The sequence below is a fragment of the Vibrio sp. 10N.222.54.E6 genome (assembly GCF_041473955.1).
GTDB lineage: Bacteria > Pseudomonadota > Gammaproteobacteria > Enterobacterales > Vibrionaceae > Vibrio > Vibrio tasmaniensis_A.
The window spans coordinates 44,230-60,776 of sequence record NZ_JBFRTD010000008.1 but is presented as its reverse complement, the minus strand read 5'-3'; the positions used below and the strand labels follow the sequence as shown (position 1 = coordinate 60,776).

The window sequence follows — 16,547 nt, the reverse complement described above, 5'->3', positions numbered from 1 at the left end:
TGGTACTCTATGCCCCAATTTCAAGGTCACTAGATAAATAACTTGGTGAAAAATGACAGCTGCCACAAAGTTACCTCCTTTACTTCAACAATTAGAACAACAAATGCGCCAATGTTCGCTATGGAGTGAACTTCCGCCTTCGAATGAAGCTTTGGCGAGCGTTGAGCCTTTTGCGATTGACTCGCTACAACCAGAAGAGTGGTTGCAGTGGATCTTTATCGTAAAGATCAACGCAATGATGGATGCCCAAATGAGCCTACCGAAAGGCTTTGCGATTCATCCTTATTTTGGTGAAGTGTGGAAAAATGAGGCAGACAAAGCTGAACTGCTAGTGACGATTCAGAGCATTGATGAGGTATGCGCGTAATGTTAGAGATCATTTATCAAGATGAGTATTTTGTCGCGGTGAATAAGCCAGCGGGTATGCTAGTGCATCGCTCATGGTTGGATAAACACGAGACTCAGTTTGTGATGCAGACTCTGCGCGACCAAATTGGTCAGCACGTATTTCCTCTGCATCGCTTAGACCGTCCAACGTCTGGCGTATTGGTGTTCGCACTGTCGAGTGAGGTTGCCTCAGAGGTGATGCCGATGTTCGCCAACCATGAGATGCAAAAGACTTATCATGCGATTGTCCGTGGGTGGATAGAAGAGGGCGATACGCTCGATTATGCACTCAAGGTCGAGTTGGATAAGATCGCCGATAAGTTCGCGAAAGAAGATAAAGAACCACAAGAGGCCGTCACTGTTTACGAGCCGTTAGCGAAAGTCGAAGTGCCGTATTCAACAGGCCGTTTTCCTACCAGTCGTTATTGCTTAGTTGAGATGATGCCAAAGACAGGACGTAAACATCAGCTGCGTCGTCACATGGCTCATCTAAGACACCCAATCGTGGGCGATACTTCACATGGTGATGGTAAGCATAACCGACTGTTCCGTGATGATTTAGACTCACACCGTCTGTTGCTGCATGCTTCTGAATTGCGCTTCATTCATCCTTTCACTAAAGAAGAATTGGTGATGAAGGCGAACTTAGATGAAACGTGGTTAAGGTTGTTTGAAACTTTTGAGTGGGATGCCAACTTAATCGATGCTCAAACTTGCTTGTCGAAGTAAGTCACGCGTGTTTAAGCAATCGCGAGTCTAAGTGAATAGAGAAAATAGAATAAAAACAAAGGGCTGATAGTGATATCAGCCCTTTTTGATGTCTGTGCGACCTTAACGGCATAACTAATGTAGGTTAGTTAATCGTTAATTGCTAACAGTTAATCGCGGGATCATTTAAGTTTTTCTAGATCGGCTTCGATCTCTGCGATCTTGCTTGATACCACTTTTTCTAGATGGCGTAAGTCAGTAAGGATCTTCTGCTTCACATCCACCTCAGCCGTTGGCGTCGGTTTGGTGATTTTGTTGAGTTCATCAATCACAAGAGTGAGGTTGCGGTTAATCTCGGTCACTTCTTTGTATTGATTATTGCCGCCGCTAACAAGCACACTTTTTACTTGTCGTGGGTACTTAAACTTAACGCTTTTCGCGAACAGTTCACCTTTCTGCTTACGAAAGTAAATCTTCAGGATATCTTTGTGCGCTTCTTGGCGAAGGGAGTAACGTTCAATCTGTTTAGGTTCGTGGATACCTAAGCCAGTGAGGTTTGGATACATAAGCGACCTCTAGGTTATGAATGTAATACTTTTATGTAATTGACTTGATCAATGTAGCAGCCTAACGACGAGCTAGATAGTTGATATCTGTGAATTGATTGTAAGTTGTGGGCAAGATCGCTCTCTATCTTTGCCCACACTTATTTGGCTATTAAAGCAGCTCCTAGAGCTAAACTTGTTTCCTCGTCACAACTTACTTCTAGCTCTAAATTAGCTTTCTAAGGTGCGAGTTCTGAAACGTGCTCGGTTAATCTTTCTCTTAAGGCTTGTTCTTGTTCTTCAGACAACCTTCCTCCCGCGTCACTGGTCAGAATAAACAAATCTTCTGCACGTTCGCCGATGGTGGTAATTTTAGCGCCGTGCAAATTGATGTCTAACTCAGCAAAGGTTGCGCCGACTTGAGCCAACAACCCCGGTGTATCAAGAGCTCTCAACTCCATCAAGGTGCGCTTCTTGCTCTTAGTTGGTAGGAACTCAACCCGAGTTTTTACCTTGAAATGCTGCAAGTTTCGAGGCGTGCGACGTGTCTTAATCTTAGTTGGACGGCCATCAGCCAGAACATGAGTTAGATGCTTCGCAACGGCTTTGTGCCTTGCTTCATCAATCGCTTCACCATGTTGATCAAGTACGATAAAGGTATCCAAAACGTGACCATCTTTACTGACCATGACCTGTGCGTCGTGAACGTTAAAGTTACGTCTGTCGAGCTCGGCAACAACGGTGGCGAAAAGTGCTGCTTGGTCTTTACAGTATACGAATACCTCTGTACCACCTCGTGTTGCTTTTTTGCTGATAAGTACTAAAGGTTGGCTCGGATCTTCTAAGCGAAGTAAGTGCTCACAGTGCCAAGCAATTTGAGTGTGTGTATGACGCAAAAAATAGTCAGCTTTAAAACGCTGCCACAACACTTCAATTTCACGAGCGGAGAAACCTTCTTTACGCAGCAGTGCAGATGCCATTTGTTGATTGTGACGAATACGGTCTCTGACATCGACTGGGTTTTCCAAGCCGCGACGCAGTGCTCGCTGCGTAGAATGGAATAGCTCTGCGAGTAGGGTACGTTTCCAGCTGTTCCATAGCTCTGGGTTGGTAGCACAGATATCAGCGACAGTTAAGCAAACCAGCAGCTCAAGTGACTCTTCATCGCGAACTTTTTTGGCGAATTCGGTAATCACATCCGGATCGTAGATATCACGGCGCTGAGCGGTCACTGACATTAATAGGTGGTTTTGTACTAGCCACGCAACTTGTTTGGCTTCAGGCTTCGATAGCCCATGCTCAATACAGAAAGAGTAAGCCTCAACGGCGCCGATTTCCGAGTGGTCTCCACCACGGCCTTTTCCGATGTCGTGGAAGATAGCGGCGAGGATCAGGAGTTCTTTTTTCTGAACTCGAGGGTACACTTCACAACAAATTGGGTGTTTGTCGTGGTTCTCTACTTGGCTAAAGCGGTTGATGTGCTTGAGCAGGCGAATACTGTGTTCATCCACGGTGTAAACGTGGAACAGATCAAACTGCATTTGGCCGACAATTTGGCTCCATTGCGGTAAGTACGCCGATAGCACGCCCAGTTTATGCATCAAGCTAAAAGCTTTGTGCAGTGCGTTGGGGTGGCGAACTAAATCCATGAACTTGTCACGAGCTTCAGGAATGGTATGCAGGAAGCGGTTCAATCGGCGACGCGCCGTTCGCAGTTGTCGTAATGTTGGTGGGCTTACCCCTTCGATCGTCGAGTCATTCGCGATATGGATAAACATATCGAGAATCGTTTCTGGCCGTGCTTGGAATAGGGCTGGCTTACGCGCTTCGATTAATGAACCTCGACGTTGGAAGTCATTGTCGAGAATCTCGGCTTCTTGTGTTTGACCACCGTTAATGATTGCTTGGTCAAACAGCTTAAGCAGCATCTTGTTGAGCTCTGCTACACGACGAAGTGTTCGGTAGAACTCCTTCATCATCATTTCTACGCCGCGATTGCCCTCACCAGTGTAACCAAGGTGTTCGGCTACTTGAGCCTGATGCGCAAAGGTAAGTCGGTTGTCATAACGGCGCAGCTCTATGTGCAGTGCAAAGCGAACGCGCCATAAGAAATCTTGGCACTCCACGAGTTCACGATATTCGGCATCGGTAAGAAAGCCATACTTGCTCATTTCTAACAAAGAAGTCGCACCGAAGTGGCGACGTGCTACCCAACTCAGAGTGTGGATGTCTCTGAGCCCGCCCGGAGTTGATTTGATATCCGGCTCTAGATTGTAAGTTGTGTCGTGATAACGAGCGTGACGCTCTCTCTGTTCTTGAATCTTCGCCTTGTAGAAGGTCTCACTTGGCCAAAATGAATCGGAATGAATCTTTAGCTTTAACTCTTGAAAGGTGTCTTCGCTTCCGCATAGTAAACGTGACTCTTGTAAGTTGGTCGCAACGGTTAAATCATCGATGCCAATCTCAAGACACTCGGCAATGGTACGGACTGCGTGGCCGACTTCTAGCTTCAAATCCCACAGTAGGGTGATGAATTGACTGACTTTCTCACCTAGTGCTGATGGTAGAGTTCTTTGCGAGACGATGAGAATATCAATATCGGATAAAGGGTGTAGTTCACCACGGCCATAGCCGCCTACTGCGACCAACGCAATATGAGGCAGTTTGCTAAATCCGAAATGCTCCCATAAACGGTTGAGAAGCAAATCCATGTATTCGGAGCGCAGCAGAACCAAATCGGTAACTGGATGATGATTTAGAAATTCACTCTTTTGATACTGCGTGAAGATTTCGAGCTGATTTTTTAATTCGCAGATTTCAAGTTGTTCGTCATTGAACGTAATAGGGCATTGATAAGGCATAGTCTGCTATCCGTGCAAGCAAATGAGAATAGTAAACAATTTAACAGAAGCTGATGCAAAATCGAAATTGAGCGGATAAAAAAATATCCTCGGCAATGCGAGGATATTTTCAAAAGTCTGAGGTGTTCAGTTTGTTGAACTAAGCGTTCTTCATGATACGTGGAATCGTATCATCACTGCGTAGTGTTAGTACTTCACAACCAGTATCAGTAACAACTAAAGTGTGTTCCCACTGAGCCGAGTTCTTGCTGTCAGCTGTGTACACTGTCCAGCTATCTTCGTCATCTAGACGGCAACCAAATTTACCAGCATTGATCATTGGCTCGATTGTGAAACACATGCCTGCTTTTAGCACTGTGCGATCGCTGTTTTTGTAGTGAACGACTTGTGGATCTTCGTGGAACTCAGAACCAATGCCGTGACCACAGTAATCTTTTACAATAGAGAACTTAGCGCGTGGGTTATTCTTGTTGTTTGTCTTGATGTACTTCTCGATAGCAGTACCAACTTGGCCAAGTTGAACGCCTGGTTTAACCTGACGCATGCCTTCGTAAAGTGCTTCTTGAGCAACCATGCATAGACGTTTGTTTGCTGGTGAAACTTCACCCACAAGGAACATTTTAGATGTGTCACCATGGTAACCTTGCGGACGAGTGCTTAGGTCTGCATTTTCGTCATCAGGAACAATCACAGTGATATCAACGTTTAGAATATCGCCATCTTTCAATACTGCAGGTTTGAATTGACCTGTGCTACCAGTCTCATCTTGTGATGCTGGAATACCATGACACACGATGTGGTTGATAGACGTACAGATAGACTTAGGGAAACCGTGGTAATCAAGTGGTGCTGAGTATGCGCCTCTCTCTAGAGCGTACTCGTGACAGATTTGGTTAAGCTCTTCTGTCGTTGTACCCACTTGGATGTGAGGTTCAATCATCTCTAAAATTTCAGAAGCCAGCTTGCCGGCGACGCGCATTTTTCCAATTTCTTCAGCAGTTTTAATTTTTACAGCCATTGCATATCTCTTAATTTGGTAGCACCTAAGTGTGCATATTGGGGCTATTCTATCAGTGCAGCATTTTAGCGCAACATTCCCATATCCATACAATGCTGGTGGATACTACTTAATTTAAGCCGATATTGCTCTGTAAGACGATGCTGAATCGATTTGATTAGGCCGCGATTTATCGGTGAAATCCGCTAATAGGCTAGAGTATAGCAGTCGCCATTTTTGGATTTTTTTCTAGCCATAGATAGACAAAATATGGTATAAAGCGCGCCGGACATCAGGACTGTTTTCTCCAATTGGCGAAACAAGCTTTGTGTCCACTAACTTATTTCTTTAAATCACACACATTCCGACACATGTTCCGGGGTGCCTCAACAACACAGATAACGGCTGAAAAGTGGTTAGTTGTTAGGGGTCGGATTCATGGGGGATGTGGAGGCCTAACCCCATAGAGGATTTTAAAATGGCAACTGTATCAATGCGCGATATGCTTAAAGCTGGTGTTCACTTCGGTCACCAAACTCGTTACTGGAACCCAAAAATGAAGCCATTCATCTTTGGTGCTCGTAACAAAGTACATATCATCAACCTAGAAAAAACTGTACCAATGTTCAACGACGCTCTAGCTGAAATCGCTAAAGTTGGCGAGAAGAAAGGTAAAGTTCTTTTTGTTGGTACTAAGCGCGCTGCATCTGAAGCTGTTAAAGAAGCTGCTATCAACAGCAACCAGTTCTACGTTAACAACCGCTGGTTAGGCGGTATGCTAACGAACTACAAAACTGTTCGTCAGTCTATCAAGCGTCTGAAAGAACTTGAAGCGCAAGCTCAAGACGGTACTTTCGACAAGCTTACTAAGAAAGAAGCTCTAATGCGCACTCGTGAAATGGAGAAGCTAGAGAAGTCTCTTGGTGGTATCAAGAACATGGGCGGCCTTCCAGACGCTCTATTCGTTATCGATGCTGATCACGAACACATCGCAGTTAAAGAAGCAAACAACCTAGGTATCCCAGTTTACGCTGTAGTTGATACTAACTCTAACCCAGACGGTGTTGACTTCGTTATCCCTGGTAACGATGATGCAATCCGTGCAGTACAGCTTTACCTAAACGCTGCTGCAGACGCGGTTAAAGAAGGTCGTAACAAAGATGTTGCTGCTGTAGCTGCTGAAAAAGACGGTTTTGTAGAAGCTGAATAATAGCGGCTCTGAGCCATATTTAGTTCATATTAAGCGGTCATAATCGATGGCTTAAGAACTGAATACAGTCAATATCAGGGGCCAATTAATTAGGCCCCTGTTTTTTATCTTTTTTAGAATTTACTGAGGAATAGAGAATGGCAACTGTAACTGCAGCTCTAGTTAAAGAACTTCGTGAACGCACAGCTGCGGGCATGATGGAATGTAAAAAAGCGCTTGTTGCTGCTGAAGGCGACATCGAGCTAGCAATTGAAAATATGCGTAAATCTGGCGCAGCGAAAGCAGCTAAAAAAGCTGGTAACGTTGCTGCTGAAGGCGCAATCATCATTAAAGAAGAAGCTGGCGTTGCTGCTCTTCTTGAAGTGAACTGCCAAACTGATTTCGTAGCTAAAGATGCAGGTTTCCTTGCATTCGCTAACGAAGTTGCTGAAGTTGCTCTAGCTGAACGTCTAGACATCGTTGCACTTCAAGCTAAGTTTGAAGACGCACGTATCGCTCTAGTAACTAAGATCGGTGAGAACATCAGCATCCGTCGTGTTGAGCTTGTTGAAGGTGTTGCACTAGCTTCTTACCGTCACGGCGAGAAAATCGGTGTTGTTGTTGCTGGTGAAGGCGAAGCTGAAACGCTTAAGCACATCGCTATGCACGTTGCTGCTTCTAAGCCTGAGTACGTTAACCCATCTGACGTACCTGCTGACGTAGTAGAAAAAGAAAAAGCTGTTCAAGTTGAAATCGCTATGAACGAAGGCAAACCACAAGAGATCGCTGAGAAAATGGTTATCGGCCGTATGAAGAAATTCACGGGCGAAGTATCTCTTACTGGTCAAGCTTTCATCATGGAACCTAAGAAAACTGTTGCTGACATTCTTAAAGAGAAAGGCGCATCAGTTACTACCTTCGTTCGTTTAGAAGTTGGTGAAGGTATCGAGAAAGCAGCTGAAATGAGCTTCGCAGACGAAGTTGCAGCGGTACAAAAAGGTTAATCCTTAGCGTATTGTTTGAAAAGAGACCGTGGCAAATGCTGCGGTCTTTTTATGAATAATGAATTATTTCCGGCTTTTAGCTGTTATGAATGCAAACTGAGCTCTTCAGTTTTTATCCATGACTGTTAATCATCAACTCTTTGGAAGGTAAGCTCCATGACTACGAACCCTAAACCAGCGTATCAACGTATTCTGTTAAAACTTAGCGGTGAAGCGCTACAAGGCGAAGAAGGTTTTGGTATTGACCCAACGATCCTTGATCGTATGGCTCAAGAAGTAAAAGAATTAGTTGAACTAGGCGTTCAAGTTGGTGTTGTTATCGGTGGTGGTAACCTTTTCCGTGGCGCAGGCCTAGCAGAAGCGGGTATGAACCGTGTTGTTGGTGACCATATGGGGATGCTGGCAACGGTAATGAACGGCCTTGCTATGCGTGACGCACTACACCGTGCTTACGTAAACGCACGTGTAATGTCAGCAATTCCTCTTAAAGGTGTATGTGACGACTACAACTGGGCAGATGCAATCAGCCAACTACGTCAAGGTCGTGTTGTGATCTTCTCTGCTGGTACTGGTAACCCATTCTTTACTACAGACTCTGCTGCATGTTTACGCGGTATCGAAATCGAAGCTGACGTAGTTCTAAAAGCAACAAAAGTAGATGGTGTATTTACTGCTGACCCAGTAGCAAACCCAGACGCAGAGTTGTATGATACGTTGTCTTACAACACCATTCTTGAAAAAGAATTGAAAGTAATGGACTTGGCCGCATTTACGCTAGCACGTGACCACAAAATGCCAATCCGTGTATTTAACATGAATAAGCCAGGCGCACTACGTCGCGTGGTTATGGGTGAAACTGAAGGTACATTAATCAGCGACGCTGACTAATTTTTCGGGCTTACTGAAGTATAATGCTTCGGTAAGCTTATCCTTATCACTCCAAATAAAAAGCTTTCTTGAAGAAAGAACATAATCAAGGTGAAATTGTGATTAACGAAATCAAAAAAGACGCTCAAGAGCGCATGGTAAAAAGTGTTGATGCACTAAAAAACAGCCTACAAAAAATCCGTACAGGCCGTGCTCACCCGAGCCTACTTTCTGGTCTTACTGTTGAGTACTACGGTGCACCAACACCTTTGACTCAAGTAGCTAACGTTATTGCTGAAGACGCACGTACACTAGCAATTACAGTGTTTGATAAAACACTGACTCCTCTTGTTGAAAAAGCAATCATGACTTCTGACCTAGGCTTAAACCCTATGTCTGCAGGTACGGTTATTCGCGTTCCACTTCCACCGCTTACGGAAGAACGTCGTAAAGACCTAGTTAAAATCGTTCGTGGCGAGGCTGAAGGTGGCCGTGTTGCTATTCGTAACATCCGTCGTGACGCGAATGGCGATCTAAAAGCACTTCTTAAAGACAAAGAAATTTCAGAAGACGAAGATCGTAAAGCACAAGACGAAATTCAAAAGCTAACTGACGCTGCGGTTAAGAACGTAGACGAAGTTCTAGCAGTTAAAGAAAAAGAGTTGATGGAAGTTTAATTTTCCATATTCTTTTCTTTCAGGAAAAACGCTGTACTCACGGTGCAGCGTTTTTTTATGCTATTCTGTTCGACTATTAGAATTTGATTCACTCTTTTATGCATAATTCTCAAGCGTTCACAGACTCTCTTCCTAAACACATTGCTATCATTATGGATGGTAATGGTCGCTGGGCAAAAGCTCAGGGTAAGCCTCGTGTCTTTGGTCATAAAAATGGCGTTCAAGCTGTTCGAAAAACCATATCTTCAGCAGCCAGACTTGGCATTAAAGCCGTAACTCTTTTTGCTTTTAGTAGTGAAAATTGGCGTCGTCCTGAAGAAGAAGTGGGTCTCTTGATGGAACTGTTTATTTCAGTGCTATCGAGTGAAGTAAAAAAGCTTCATAAAAATAATCTACAACTTCGTGTTATTGGTGATAAAAGTCGTTTTAATGAGCGACTACAAAAGAAAATAGAAGAAGCGGAAGCTTTGACTAGCACCAATACGGGTATGGTTATTAATATTGCGGCTAACTACGGCGGTAAGTGGGATATCCAGCAAGCGATGACTTCGATTGCTCAACAGGTTAAGTCTGGCGATATTAATGTAGAAGACATTGATGAAGCTATGATTACACAACACCTGACGATGGCAGATATTCCAGAAGTCGATCTACTTATCCGCACCAGTGGCGAGTGCCGCATTAGTAACTTTATGCTTTGGCAATTAGCTTACGCCGAAATGTATTTCACTGAACAATTCTGGCCAGACTTTAATGAAGACAGCTTAGTAGAAGCTGTGACTTGGTTTGTAAACCGCGAGCGTCGTTTTGGATGCACCGGTGAGCAAATTAAAGCTCTGATGGACAGTTAATAAGGATTTTTTTGGTTTGAAACAACGAATTATTACGGCGTTGATTTTAGCTCCCCTAGTTATTCTAGGTATTTTCGAGTTATCACTTCCCACGTTTATTCTTTCACTAGCAGTAATCTCGCTATTGGGTCTTTGGGAGTGGACTCAGTTTGTTGAAAGCAAATCACGTTATTTAGCGTTGATTCCAACAGTTGTGGTAAGTGCTGCAAGTTTTGCTTTTATACCTTTTGATGCATTTAGCCTTAATAACTTATCGGGTGCTCACTACGCCATTCTAACGATTGGTTCAATTTGGTGGGTAATCGCGAGTGGTATGGCAGTGACTTATCCTAAGTCTATGCCAGCATGGAAAGACTCATCCATTCTTCGTCACGCATTTGGCGTGCTGACTTTGCTACCATTCTTCTGGAGTGTGGTTATCCTGCGTGCTAACGGTATTGATGTTGATCCTTACCACGGCGCAAAATTGGTGATGTTCGTTTGCTTGCTTGTTTGGGCTGCGGACAGTGGTGCTTACTTTTCAGGAAAGAGCTTTGGCAAGCGCAAAATGGCCCCTGCGGTGAGTCCTAATAAAACGATTGAAGGTCTTATTGGTGGCATCATTACAGCAGTGATCGTGGCCTGGATCTTTGCTGACTTGTTTGATATCCAATTCACAAGCCCTCTCCACATGATTGTTATTACTCTTGTGACCGTCGTTATTTCTGTTCTTGGTGATCTTGTTGAAAGCATGTTTAAACGTGTTTCTGGGGTGAAAGACAGCAGTAATCTGATTCCTGGTCATGGTGGTATACTTGATAGAATAGATAGCTTAACGGCTGCGTTCCCTGTCTTTGCTCTGCTTTATTTAGCATTCTAATAAAAAAGGGCAGTGATTCTGCCCTTTATTACATTTCTACGGTCATATGTGATGCGAAATCTAACTATCCTTGGCGCTACCGGCTCAATTGGTGCAAGTACACTAAAAGTCGTTGAACAAAACCCAGAACTCTATTCGGTTGTAGCAATGGCTGCAGGCTCGAATGTTGAAAAGATGCTGGCGTTAGTTGAAAAGTGGCAACCAAGCTATGTTGCTATGGCTTGCCCTGATGCAGCATCTAAGCTGACTGAAGTGTTGTCTACAAATCACCCAAACATCAAAGTTCTTTCTGGTTCTGAAGGCATGTGTCAGGTCGCTTCTCTAGATGAAGTGGACACGGTAATGGCTGCTATTGTGGGTGCGGCAGGTTTGCTTCCTACGATGTCTGCGGTTAAGGCTGGTAAGCGCATCTTGCTGGCTAACAAAGAAGCGTTGGTGATGTCTGGCCAGTTGTTTATCGACGCCGTAGAGAAGTACGGCGCTGAACTGCTTCCTGTCGACAGCGAGCATAATGCTATCTTTCAGTGTTTACCTCAGAATGTGCAAACCAAACTAGGCCGTTGTGACCTTGAAGAAAATGGTATCAACCATATTCTTTTGACTGGTTCGGGTGGCCCTTTTCGCTATACGGATGTTGCAGAGTTAGATTCGGTCACACCTGAGAGAGCGATTGCACACCCTAACTGGTCAATGGGCCCTAAGATCTCTGTTGATTCAGCTACGATGATGAATAAAGGCTTAGAGTACATTGAGGCGAAATGGCTATTTAATGCCTCTCAAGAGCAACTCAAAGTTATTATTCACCCTCAGTCTGTGATTCATTCTATGGTTCAGTACAAAGATGGCTCAGTATTGGCTCAAATGGGTGAACCTGATATGGCGACGCCAATTGCTTTGACCATGTCTTATCCTGATCGTACTGAAGCGGGTGTTAAGCCTCTGGATTTCACCAAAGTGGGCGAGCTTACCTTCTTAGAGCCCGATTTAACTCGTTACCCATGTTTGAGATTAGCCATTGAGGCGTGCTATTTGGGGCAGCATGCAACAACAGCAATTAATGCGGCAAACGAAATTGCAGTCGATGCTTTCTTGAACAATCAAGTGAAGTTTACCGATATTGCTATCATTAACGAGCATGTTATGAACAAAGTATGTGAACAACATAACTCTGAAGGCTTAGATAGCTTGGAAAGCCTTCTCGAGCTCGATAATATGTCTCGTCAAATAGCCATTCAATTTATAAAAGAGCAGCTAGCATGAGTGGAATTCTGTGGAACTTCGCATCCTTTATTGTAGCGCTTGGTATTCTGGTCGCTGTTCATGAATTTGGACACTTCTGGGTTGCTCGTCGCTGCGGTGTGAAAGTAGAAAAATTCTCGATTGGTTTTGGTAAATCGATCTGGAGTAAAGTTGGCCGCGATGGAACGGAATATAGCTTGTCAGTCATTCCATTGGGTGGCTACGTTAAGATGCTTGATGGTCGTGTTGATGACCTTTCTGAAGACGAACAGCAATACGCTTTTGATAAGAAACCGTTGTGGAAACGAACAGCGATTGTGGGTGCAGGTCCAGCATTCAACTTTATCTTTGCCGTGTTCGCATATTGGCTGGTATTTTTGATTGGCGTGCCTGCGGTTAAACCGGTGATCGGTGAGGTCACCCCGCAATCTATTGTTGCACGAGCCGGAATTGAAACTGGAATGGAACTTAAATCTATTTCAGGAATCAAAACCGCAGATTGGGAATCAGTAAACTTGGGTTTGATATCACATATTGGTGATGAGTCCATGACTGTAACGGTTTCTTCTCAAGACGACATCGGCTTTGAACAACAGATAACATTGGATATTTCTGACTGGTCGTTCAACCCAGAAACTGAGTCAGCAATGACAACGCTTGGTTTTAGACCCTATTCTCCAGAGATATCGACAGTGCTCGCTCAAGTTATTGATGACGGTGCTGCCTATTCTGCAGGGCTAGAATCTGGCGATAAAATTGTCGAAATTAATGGTCAGCCTATTGAACAGTGGAAGTCGGTTGTTGAATTAATCCGTTCACACCCAATGATGCCCTTGGACCTTGTCGTATTACGAAATGGTATTGAGCGGTCATTGGTTATGACGCCCAATAGTCGCGAATTTTCTGATGGTTCTACAATCGGCTATGCGGGTATTGCTCCCGAAGTCGCAGAATGGCCAGAAGATTATCGCTTTGAGTTACAATTTGGTGTAATTGAGTCTGTAGGAAAAGCATTTAATAAAACAGGTCAAATCATAGGTTTGACACTGACAATGCTTAAGAAGCTTATCGTTGGTGATGTTGGCTTAAATAACTTGAGTGGCCCAATTTCAATTGCTAAAGGCGCAGGGGCAACCGCCGATTACGGTTTAGTTTACTTCTTAGGTTTTTTAGCTCTGATTAGTGTTAACTTGGGTATTATTAATTTAGTTCCGCTGCCTATGCTTGATGGCGGACATTTGCTCTTTTTCGCTATTGAGGCCGTTACTCGTAAACCTGTACCTGAAAAAGTTCAAGAAATGGGATATAGAGTGGGAGGCGCAATCCTCTTCTCTTTGATGGCTCTGGCAATATTTAATGATTTTACTCGTCTGTGAATGGTTTCTCACAGGCATTGGTAGTAGCAAGGAATAATTAGAATAAGTATGGCGATTAAGCAAATTCTGTTCGCAAGTCTATTGGCCACTAGTGTGGCTGCGAACGGAGCACAAAACTTTGTAGTTCAAGATATCAAGATCGAAGGTTTACAGCGTGTTGCACTTGGTGCAGCTCTACTGAAAATGCCAGTACGTATTGGCGATGAAGTGGATGACGGCGATGTGTCTGAGATCATTCGTGCACTGTATGCTTCAGGCAACTTTGAGGACGTTAAAGTTCTTCGCGATGATGATGTTTTAGTTGTTCAAGTCAAAGAACGACCGACCATCGCAAGTATCTCATTCTCAGGTAACAAGGCGATCAAAGAAGAACAACTTCAGCAGAACCTAGATGCATCTGGTGTTCGTGAAGGTGAAGCCCTTGACCGTACTACACTGAGTAACATTGAGAAGGGCCTTGAAGATTTCTACTACAGTGTTGGTAAATACAACGCGACAGTAAAAGCTGTAGTGACGCCTCTGCCTCGTAACCGTTCTGACCTTAAGTTTGTATTTACTGAGGGCGTGTCCGCTAAGATTCAGCAAATTAACTTTATCGGTAACGAAGTTTTCTCTGACGCTGATCTACTTAGTCGTTTCAACTTGAACGTTGATGTTGCATGGTGGAATTTCCTTGCGGATGAAAAATACCAGAAGCAAGTACTGGCTGGTGATATCGAAGCGTTGAAATCTTACTACCTTGACCGTGGTTACCTTAAATTTAAGGTGGATTCGACTCAGGTTGCGATCTCTCCTGATAAGAAAGGTGTTTACATCACGCTAGGCCTAGATGAAGGCGAAGCTTATACCGTTAAAGATGTCTCTTTCCGTGGTGAGCTTATCGGCCGCGAGGCTGACTTCGAAGCGTTAGTGCCATTCGAAGATGGCGATACATATAACGGTTCTTCTGTAACGTCTTTAGAAGAGGGCGTGAAACGAATTCTAGGCGAATCTGGCTATGCGTACCCACAAGTTCGTACGATTCCTGAATTTGACGATGAGACCAAAGAAGTGTCGTTGGTTATCAATGTAGAAGCGGGCAGCCGTATCTACGTTCGTGATATTCGATTCACGGGTAACAACTCAACGAAAGATGAAGTACTGCGTCGTGAAATGCGTCAAATGGAAGGCAGCTGGCTGAACTCCAAGTCGATTGATACAGGTAAGAACCGTCTTAACCGTTTAGGCTTTTTTGAAACGGTCGATGTGCAAACGGTACGTGTTCCTGGCAGTGAAGACCAAGTGGATCTGGTTTACAACGTTAAGGAAGCGAACTCGGGTAGCGTCAACTTCGGTGTTGGCTACGGTACTGAATCGGGTGTCAGCTTCCAGGTTGGTTTACAGCAAGATAACTTTGCAGGTTCTGGTAACCGTGTTGGCGTAAGCGCCATGATGAACGATTACCAAAAGAATGTGAGCTTAGACTACCGCGACCCATACTGGAACCTTGATGGCGTGAGTATGGGAGGGAAAATCTTCTACAACGAATTTGAAGCCTCTGAAGCGGGTATTGTCGATTATACCAACCAAAGTTATGGTACGAGCTTAACATGGGGTTTCCCTATGGATGAGCTGAACCGTCTCGAGTTTGGTTTTGGTTATACGCACAACAAAATCGGTAACGTTCCTACCTATATTCAAGTTGAACAGTTTGCGAGAAGTATTGACCAATACGGTGATGAGCATATCTTAACCGATGACTTCGATATCAATATCTCTTGGACGCGCAACAACCTTAACCGTGGCTTCTTCCCTACTGAAGGTAACCACCAACGTGCTTTCGCGAAAATAACCGTACCAGGCTCGGATGCGAAATACTTCAAAGCGCAATACGATGTAAAACATTACATTCCGTTGACTAAAAAGCATGAGTTCACACTATTGATGCGTGGTCGATTAGGCTATGGTAACGGTTATGGTCAAACGGATGGTAATGATAACTTGTTCCCATTCTACGAAAACTACTACGCGGGTGGTTTTACAACACTACGTGGTTTTGGTTCGAACTCAGCTGGTCCAAAAGCTGTTTACGGAAATAGCACGGGCAACAACCCGACGTACAATTCTGCAACCGATGATTCGGTTGGTGGTAATGCGGTTGCTTTGGCTAGCGTAGAGTTAATCGTACCAACACCGTTTGCTTCTGATGAAGCGCGCAGTCAGATTCGAACTAGCGTGTTCTTCGATATGGCAAGTGTATGGGATACCGAATTCGTAGACCGTGGCGTACCTAATAGCGGTCAACAGTACTACTACGATTACTCTGACCCAACAAATTACCGTTCATCTTATGGTGCCGCTCTTCAGTGGATGTCACCGATGGGACCATTGGTTTTCTCTCTAGCGAAACCAATTAAAATCTACGAAGGCGATGACGAAGAATTCTTCACATTCACCATTGGTAGAACTTTCTAATCTTTAAAGGACAATATTTTGAAAAATATGATTAAAGCAGCAGGTTTAGGCCTTGTAGTTCTTAGCTCTTCTTTCTTTGCAACAGCGGCTGAAGCTGCGCAAAAAGTGGGCTATGTAAATACTGCACAAGTATTCCAGGCTCTACCTCAGCGTGAAGTTGTTCTTCAAAAAATGCAGGAAGAGTTCAAAGATAAAGCTGCTGAGCTTCAAAGTATCCAAGCTGAAGCTAAGACTAAGATTGAAAAGCTTAAGCGTGATGGTGAGCTATTAGGGCCTGATGAAGTAGAGAAACTTCGTATTGAAGTCGGCCAACTAGACAGCAAATACAAAATCAAAGCTCAAGCATTAGAAAAAGCAAGCCAACGTCGTGAAGCACAAGAGAAGCAGAAGCTATTCAAAGTAATTCAAGATGCTGTAACTAAAGTTGCAGAGAAAGAAGGCTACGACATGATCGTTGATATTCAAGCTCTGCAGTACGGTAAGCCAGAATACAACATCTCTGAAAAAGTAATTAAATCACTGAAATAAGTTTT

General features: G+C 44.1%; 15 protein-coding genes. 12 read left to right on the top strand and 3 right to left on the bottom strand.

What is annotated here, in order from left to right; all coding sequences use genetic code 11:
- Nucleotides 1-52: 52 nt before the first annotated feature.
- The gene (locus AB4513_RS03165) at nucleotides 53-367 is read left to right on the top strand and encodes a YqcC family protein (protein WP_009847424.1); all 315 of its coding nucleotides are present in this window, start codon (nucleotides 53-55) and stop codon (nucleotides 365-367) included.
- Nucleotides 367-1,116, top strand: a complete 750-nt coding sequence (gene truC, locus AB4513_RS03160; RefSeq protein ID WP_009847423.1) for a tRNA pseudouridine(65) synthase TruC — start codon at nucleotides 367-369, stop codon at nucleotides 1,114-1,116. Before AB4513_RS03165 ends, truC begins: the two co-directional genes overlap by 1 nt.
- 161 nt (nucleotides 1,117-1,277) lie before the next feature.
- On the opposite strand, the gene AB4513_RS03155 is transcribed toward truC, so the two are convergent.
- From AB4513_RS03155 to map, 3 genes are all read right to left on the bottom strand, one after another.
- Entirely contained in the window at nucleotides 1,278-1,661 is a 384-nt protein-coding gene (locus tag AB4513_RS03155; RefSeq protein WP_004734354.1) for a DUF3461 family protein, read from the bottom strand.
- Nucleotides 1,662-1,879: 218 nt separating this feature from the next.
- Entirely contained in the window at nucleotides 1,880-4,501 is a 2,622-nt protein-coding gene (gene glnD / locus AB4513_RS03150) for a bifunctional uridylyltransferase/uridylyl-removing protein GlnD (RefSeq protein WP_009847422.1), read from the bottom strand.
- Between the two features lie 139 nt (nucleotides 4,502-4,640).
- On the bottom strand, nucleotides 4,641-5,519 hold the full coding sequence (gene map / locus AB4513_RS03145; RefSeq protein WP_102257776.1) for a type I methionyl aminopeptidase: 879 nt from the start codon (nucleotides 5,517-5,519) through the stop codon (nucleotides 4,641-4,643).
- A gap of 457 nt (nucleotides 5,520-5,976) precedes the next feature.
- Between map and rpsB the strand changes: the two genes are divergently transcribed.
- The 10 genes from rpsB to AB4513_RS03095 all read left to right on the top strand — a co-directional run bounded on the left by rpsB (nucleotide 5,977) and on the right by AB4513_RS03095 (nucleotide 16,542).
- Nucleotides 5,977-6,708 (top strand): 30S ribosomal protein S2, encoded by a 732-nt coding sequence (gene rpsB, locus AB4513_RS03140; protein ID WP_009847420.1) that lies wholly within the window; start codon nucleotides 5,977-5,979, stop codon nucleotides 6,706-6,708.
- A 137-nt stretch (nucleotides 6,709-6,845) separates the two neighbouring features.
- Nucleotides 6,846-7,691 (top strand): translation elongation factor Ts, encoded by an 846-nt coding sequence (gene tsf / locus AB4513_RS03135; RefSeq protein ID WP_009847419.1) that lies wholly within the window; start codon nucleotides 6,846-6,848, stop codon nucleotides 7,689-7,691.
- A 156-nt stretch (nucleotides 7,692-7,847) separates the two neighbouring features.
- Nucleotides 7,848-8,579: a UMP kinase gene (pyrH, locus tag AB4513_RS03130; protein WP_009847418.1), complete on the top strand. Its 732-nt coding sequence runs from the start codon at nucleotides 7,848-7,850 to the stop codon at nucleotides 8,577-8,579.
- A 98-nt stretch (nucleotides 8,580-8,677) separates the two neighbouring features.
- Nucleotides 8,678-9,235 carry a ribosome recycling factor gene (gene frr, locus AB4513_RS03125; protein WP_009847417.1) on the top strand — a complete coding sequence of 186 codons (558 nt, stop codon included), beginning with the start codon at nucleotides 8,678-8,680 and terminating at the stop codon, nucleotides 9,233-9,235.
- Nucleotides 9,236-9,333: 98 nt separating this feature from the next.
- The gene (locus tag AB4513_RS03120) at nucleotides 9,334-10,086 is read left to right on the top strand and encodes an isoprenyl transferase (RefSeq protein ID WP_009847415.1); all 753 of its coding nucleotides are present in this window, start codon (nucleotides 9,334-9,336) and stop codon (nucleotides 10,084-10,086) included.
- 16 nt (nucleotides 10,087-10,102) lie between these two features.
- A complete protein-coding gene (locus AB4513_RS03115) occupies nucleotides 10,103-10,945 on the top strand; it encodes a phosphatidate cytidylyltransferase (protein ID WP_009847414.1) in 843 nt (280 codons plus the stop codon).
- A 51-nt stretch (nucleotides 10,946-10,996) separates the two neighbouring features.
- Nucleotides 10,997-12,205 (top strand): 1-deoxy-D-xylulose-5-phosphate reductoisomerase, encoded by a 1,209-nt coding sequence (gene ispC, locus AB4513_RS03110; RefSeq protein WP_009847413.1) that lies wholly within the window; start codon nucleotides 10,997-10,999, stop codon nucleotides 12,203-12,205.
- The gene (gene rseP / locus AB4513_RS03105) at nucleotides 12,202-13,560 is read left to right on the top strand and encodes a sigma E protease regulator RseP (RefSeq protein WP_102257777.1); all 1,359 of its coding nucleotides are present in this window, start codon (nucleotides 12,202-12,204) and stop codon (nucleotides 13,558-13,560) included. Before ispC ends, rseP begins: the two co-directional genes overlap by 4 nt.
- Nucleotides 13,561-13,608: 48 nt before the next feature.
- Nucleotides 13,609-16,014 (top strand): outer membrane protein assembly factor BamA, encoded by a 2,406-nt coding sequence (gene bamA, locus AB4513_RS03100; protein ID WP_009847411.1) that lies wholly within the window; start codon nucleotides 13,609-13,611, stop codon nucleotides 16,012-16,014.
- 27 nt (nucleotides 16,015-16,041) lie between these two features.
- Nucleotides 16,042-16,542, top strand: a complete 501-nt coding sequence (locus AB4513_RS03095) for an OmpH family outer membrane protein (protein WP_009847410.1) — start codon at nucleotides 16,042-16,044, stop codon at nucleotides 16,540-16,542.
- The last annotated feature ends 5 nt before the right edge of the window (nucleotides 16,543-16,547 follow it).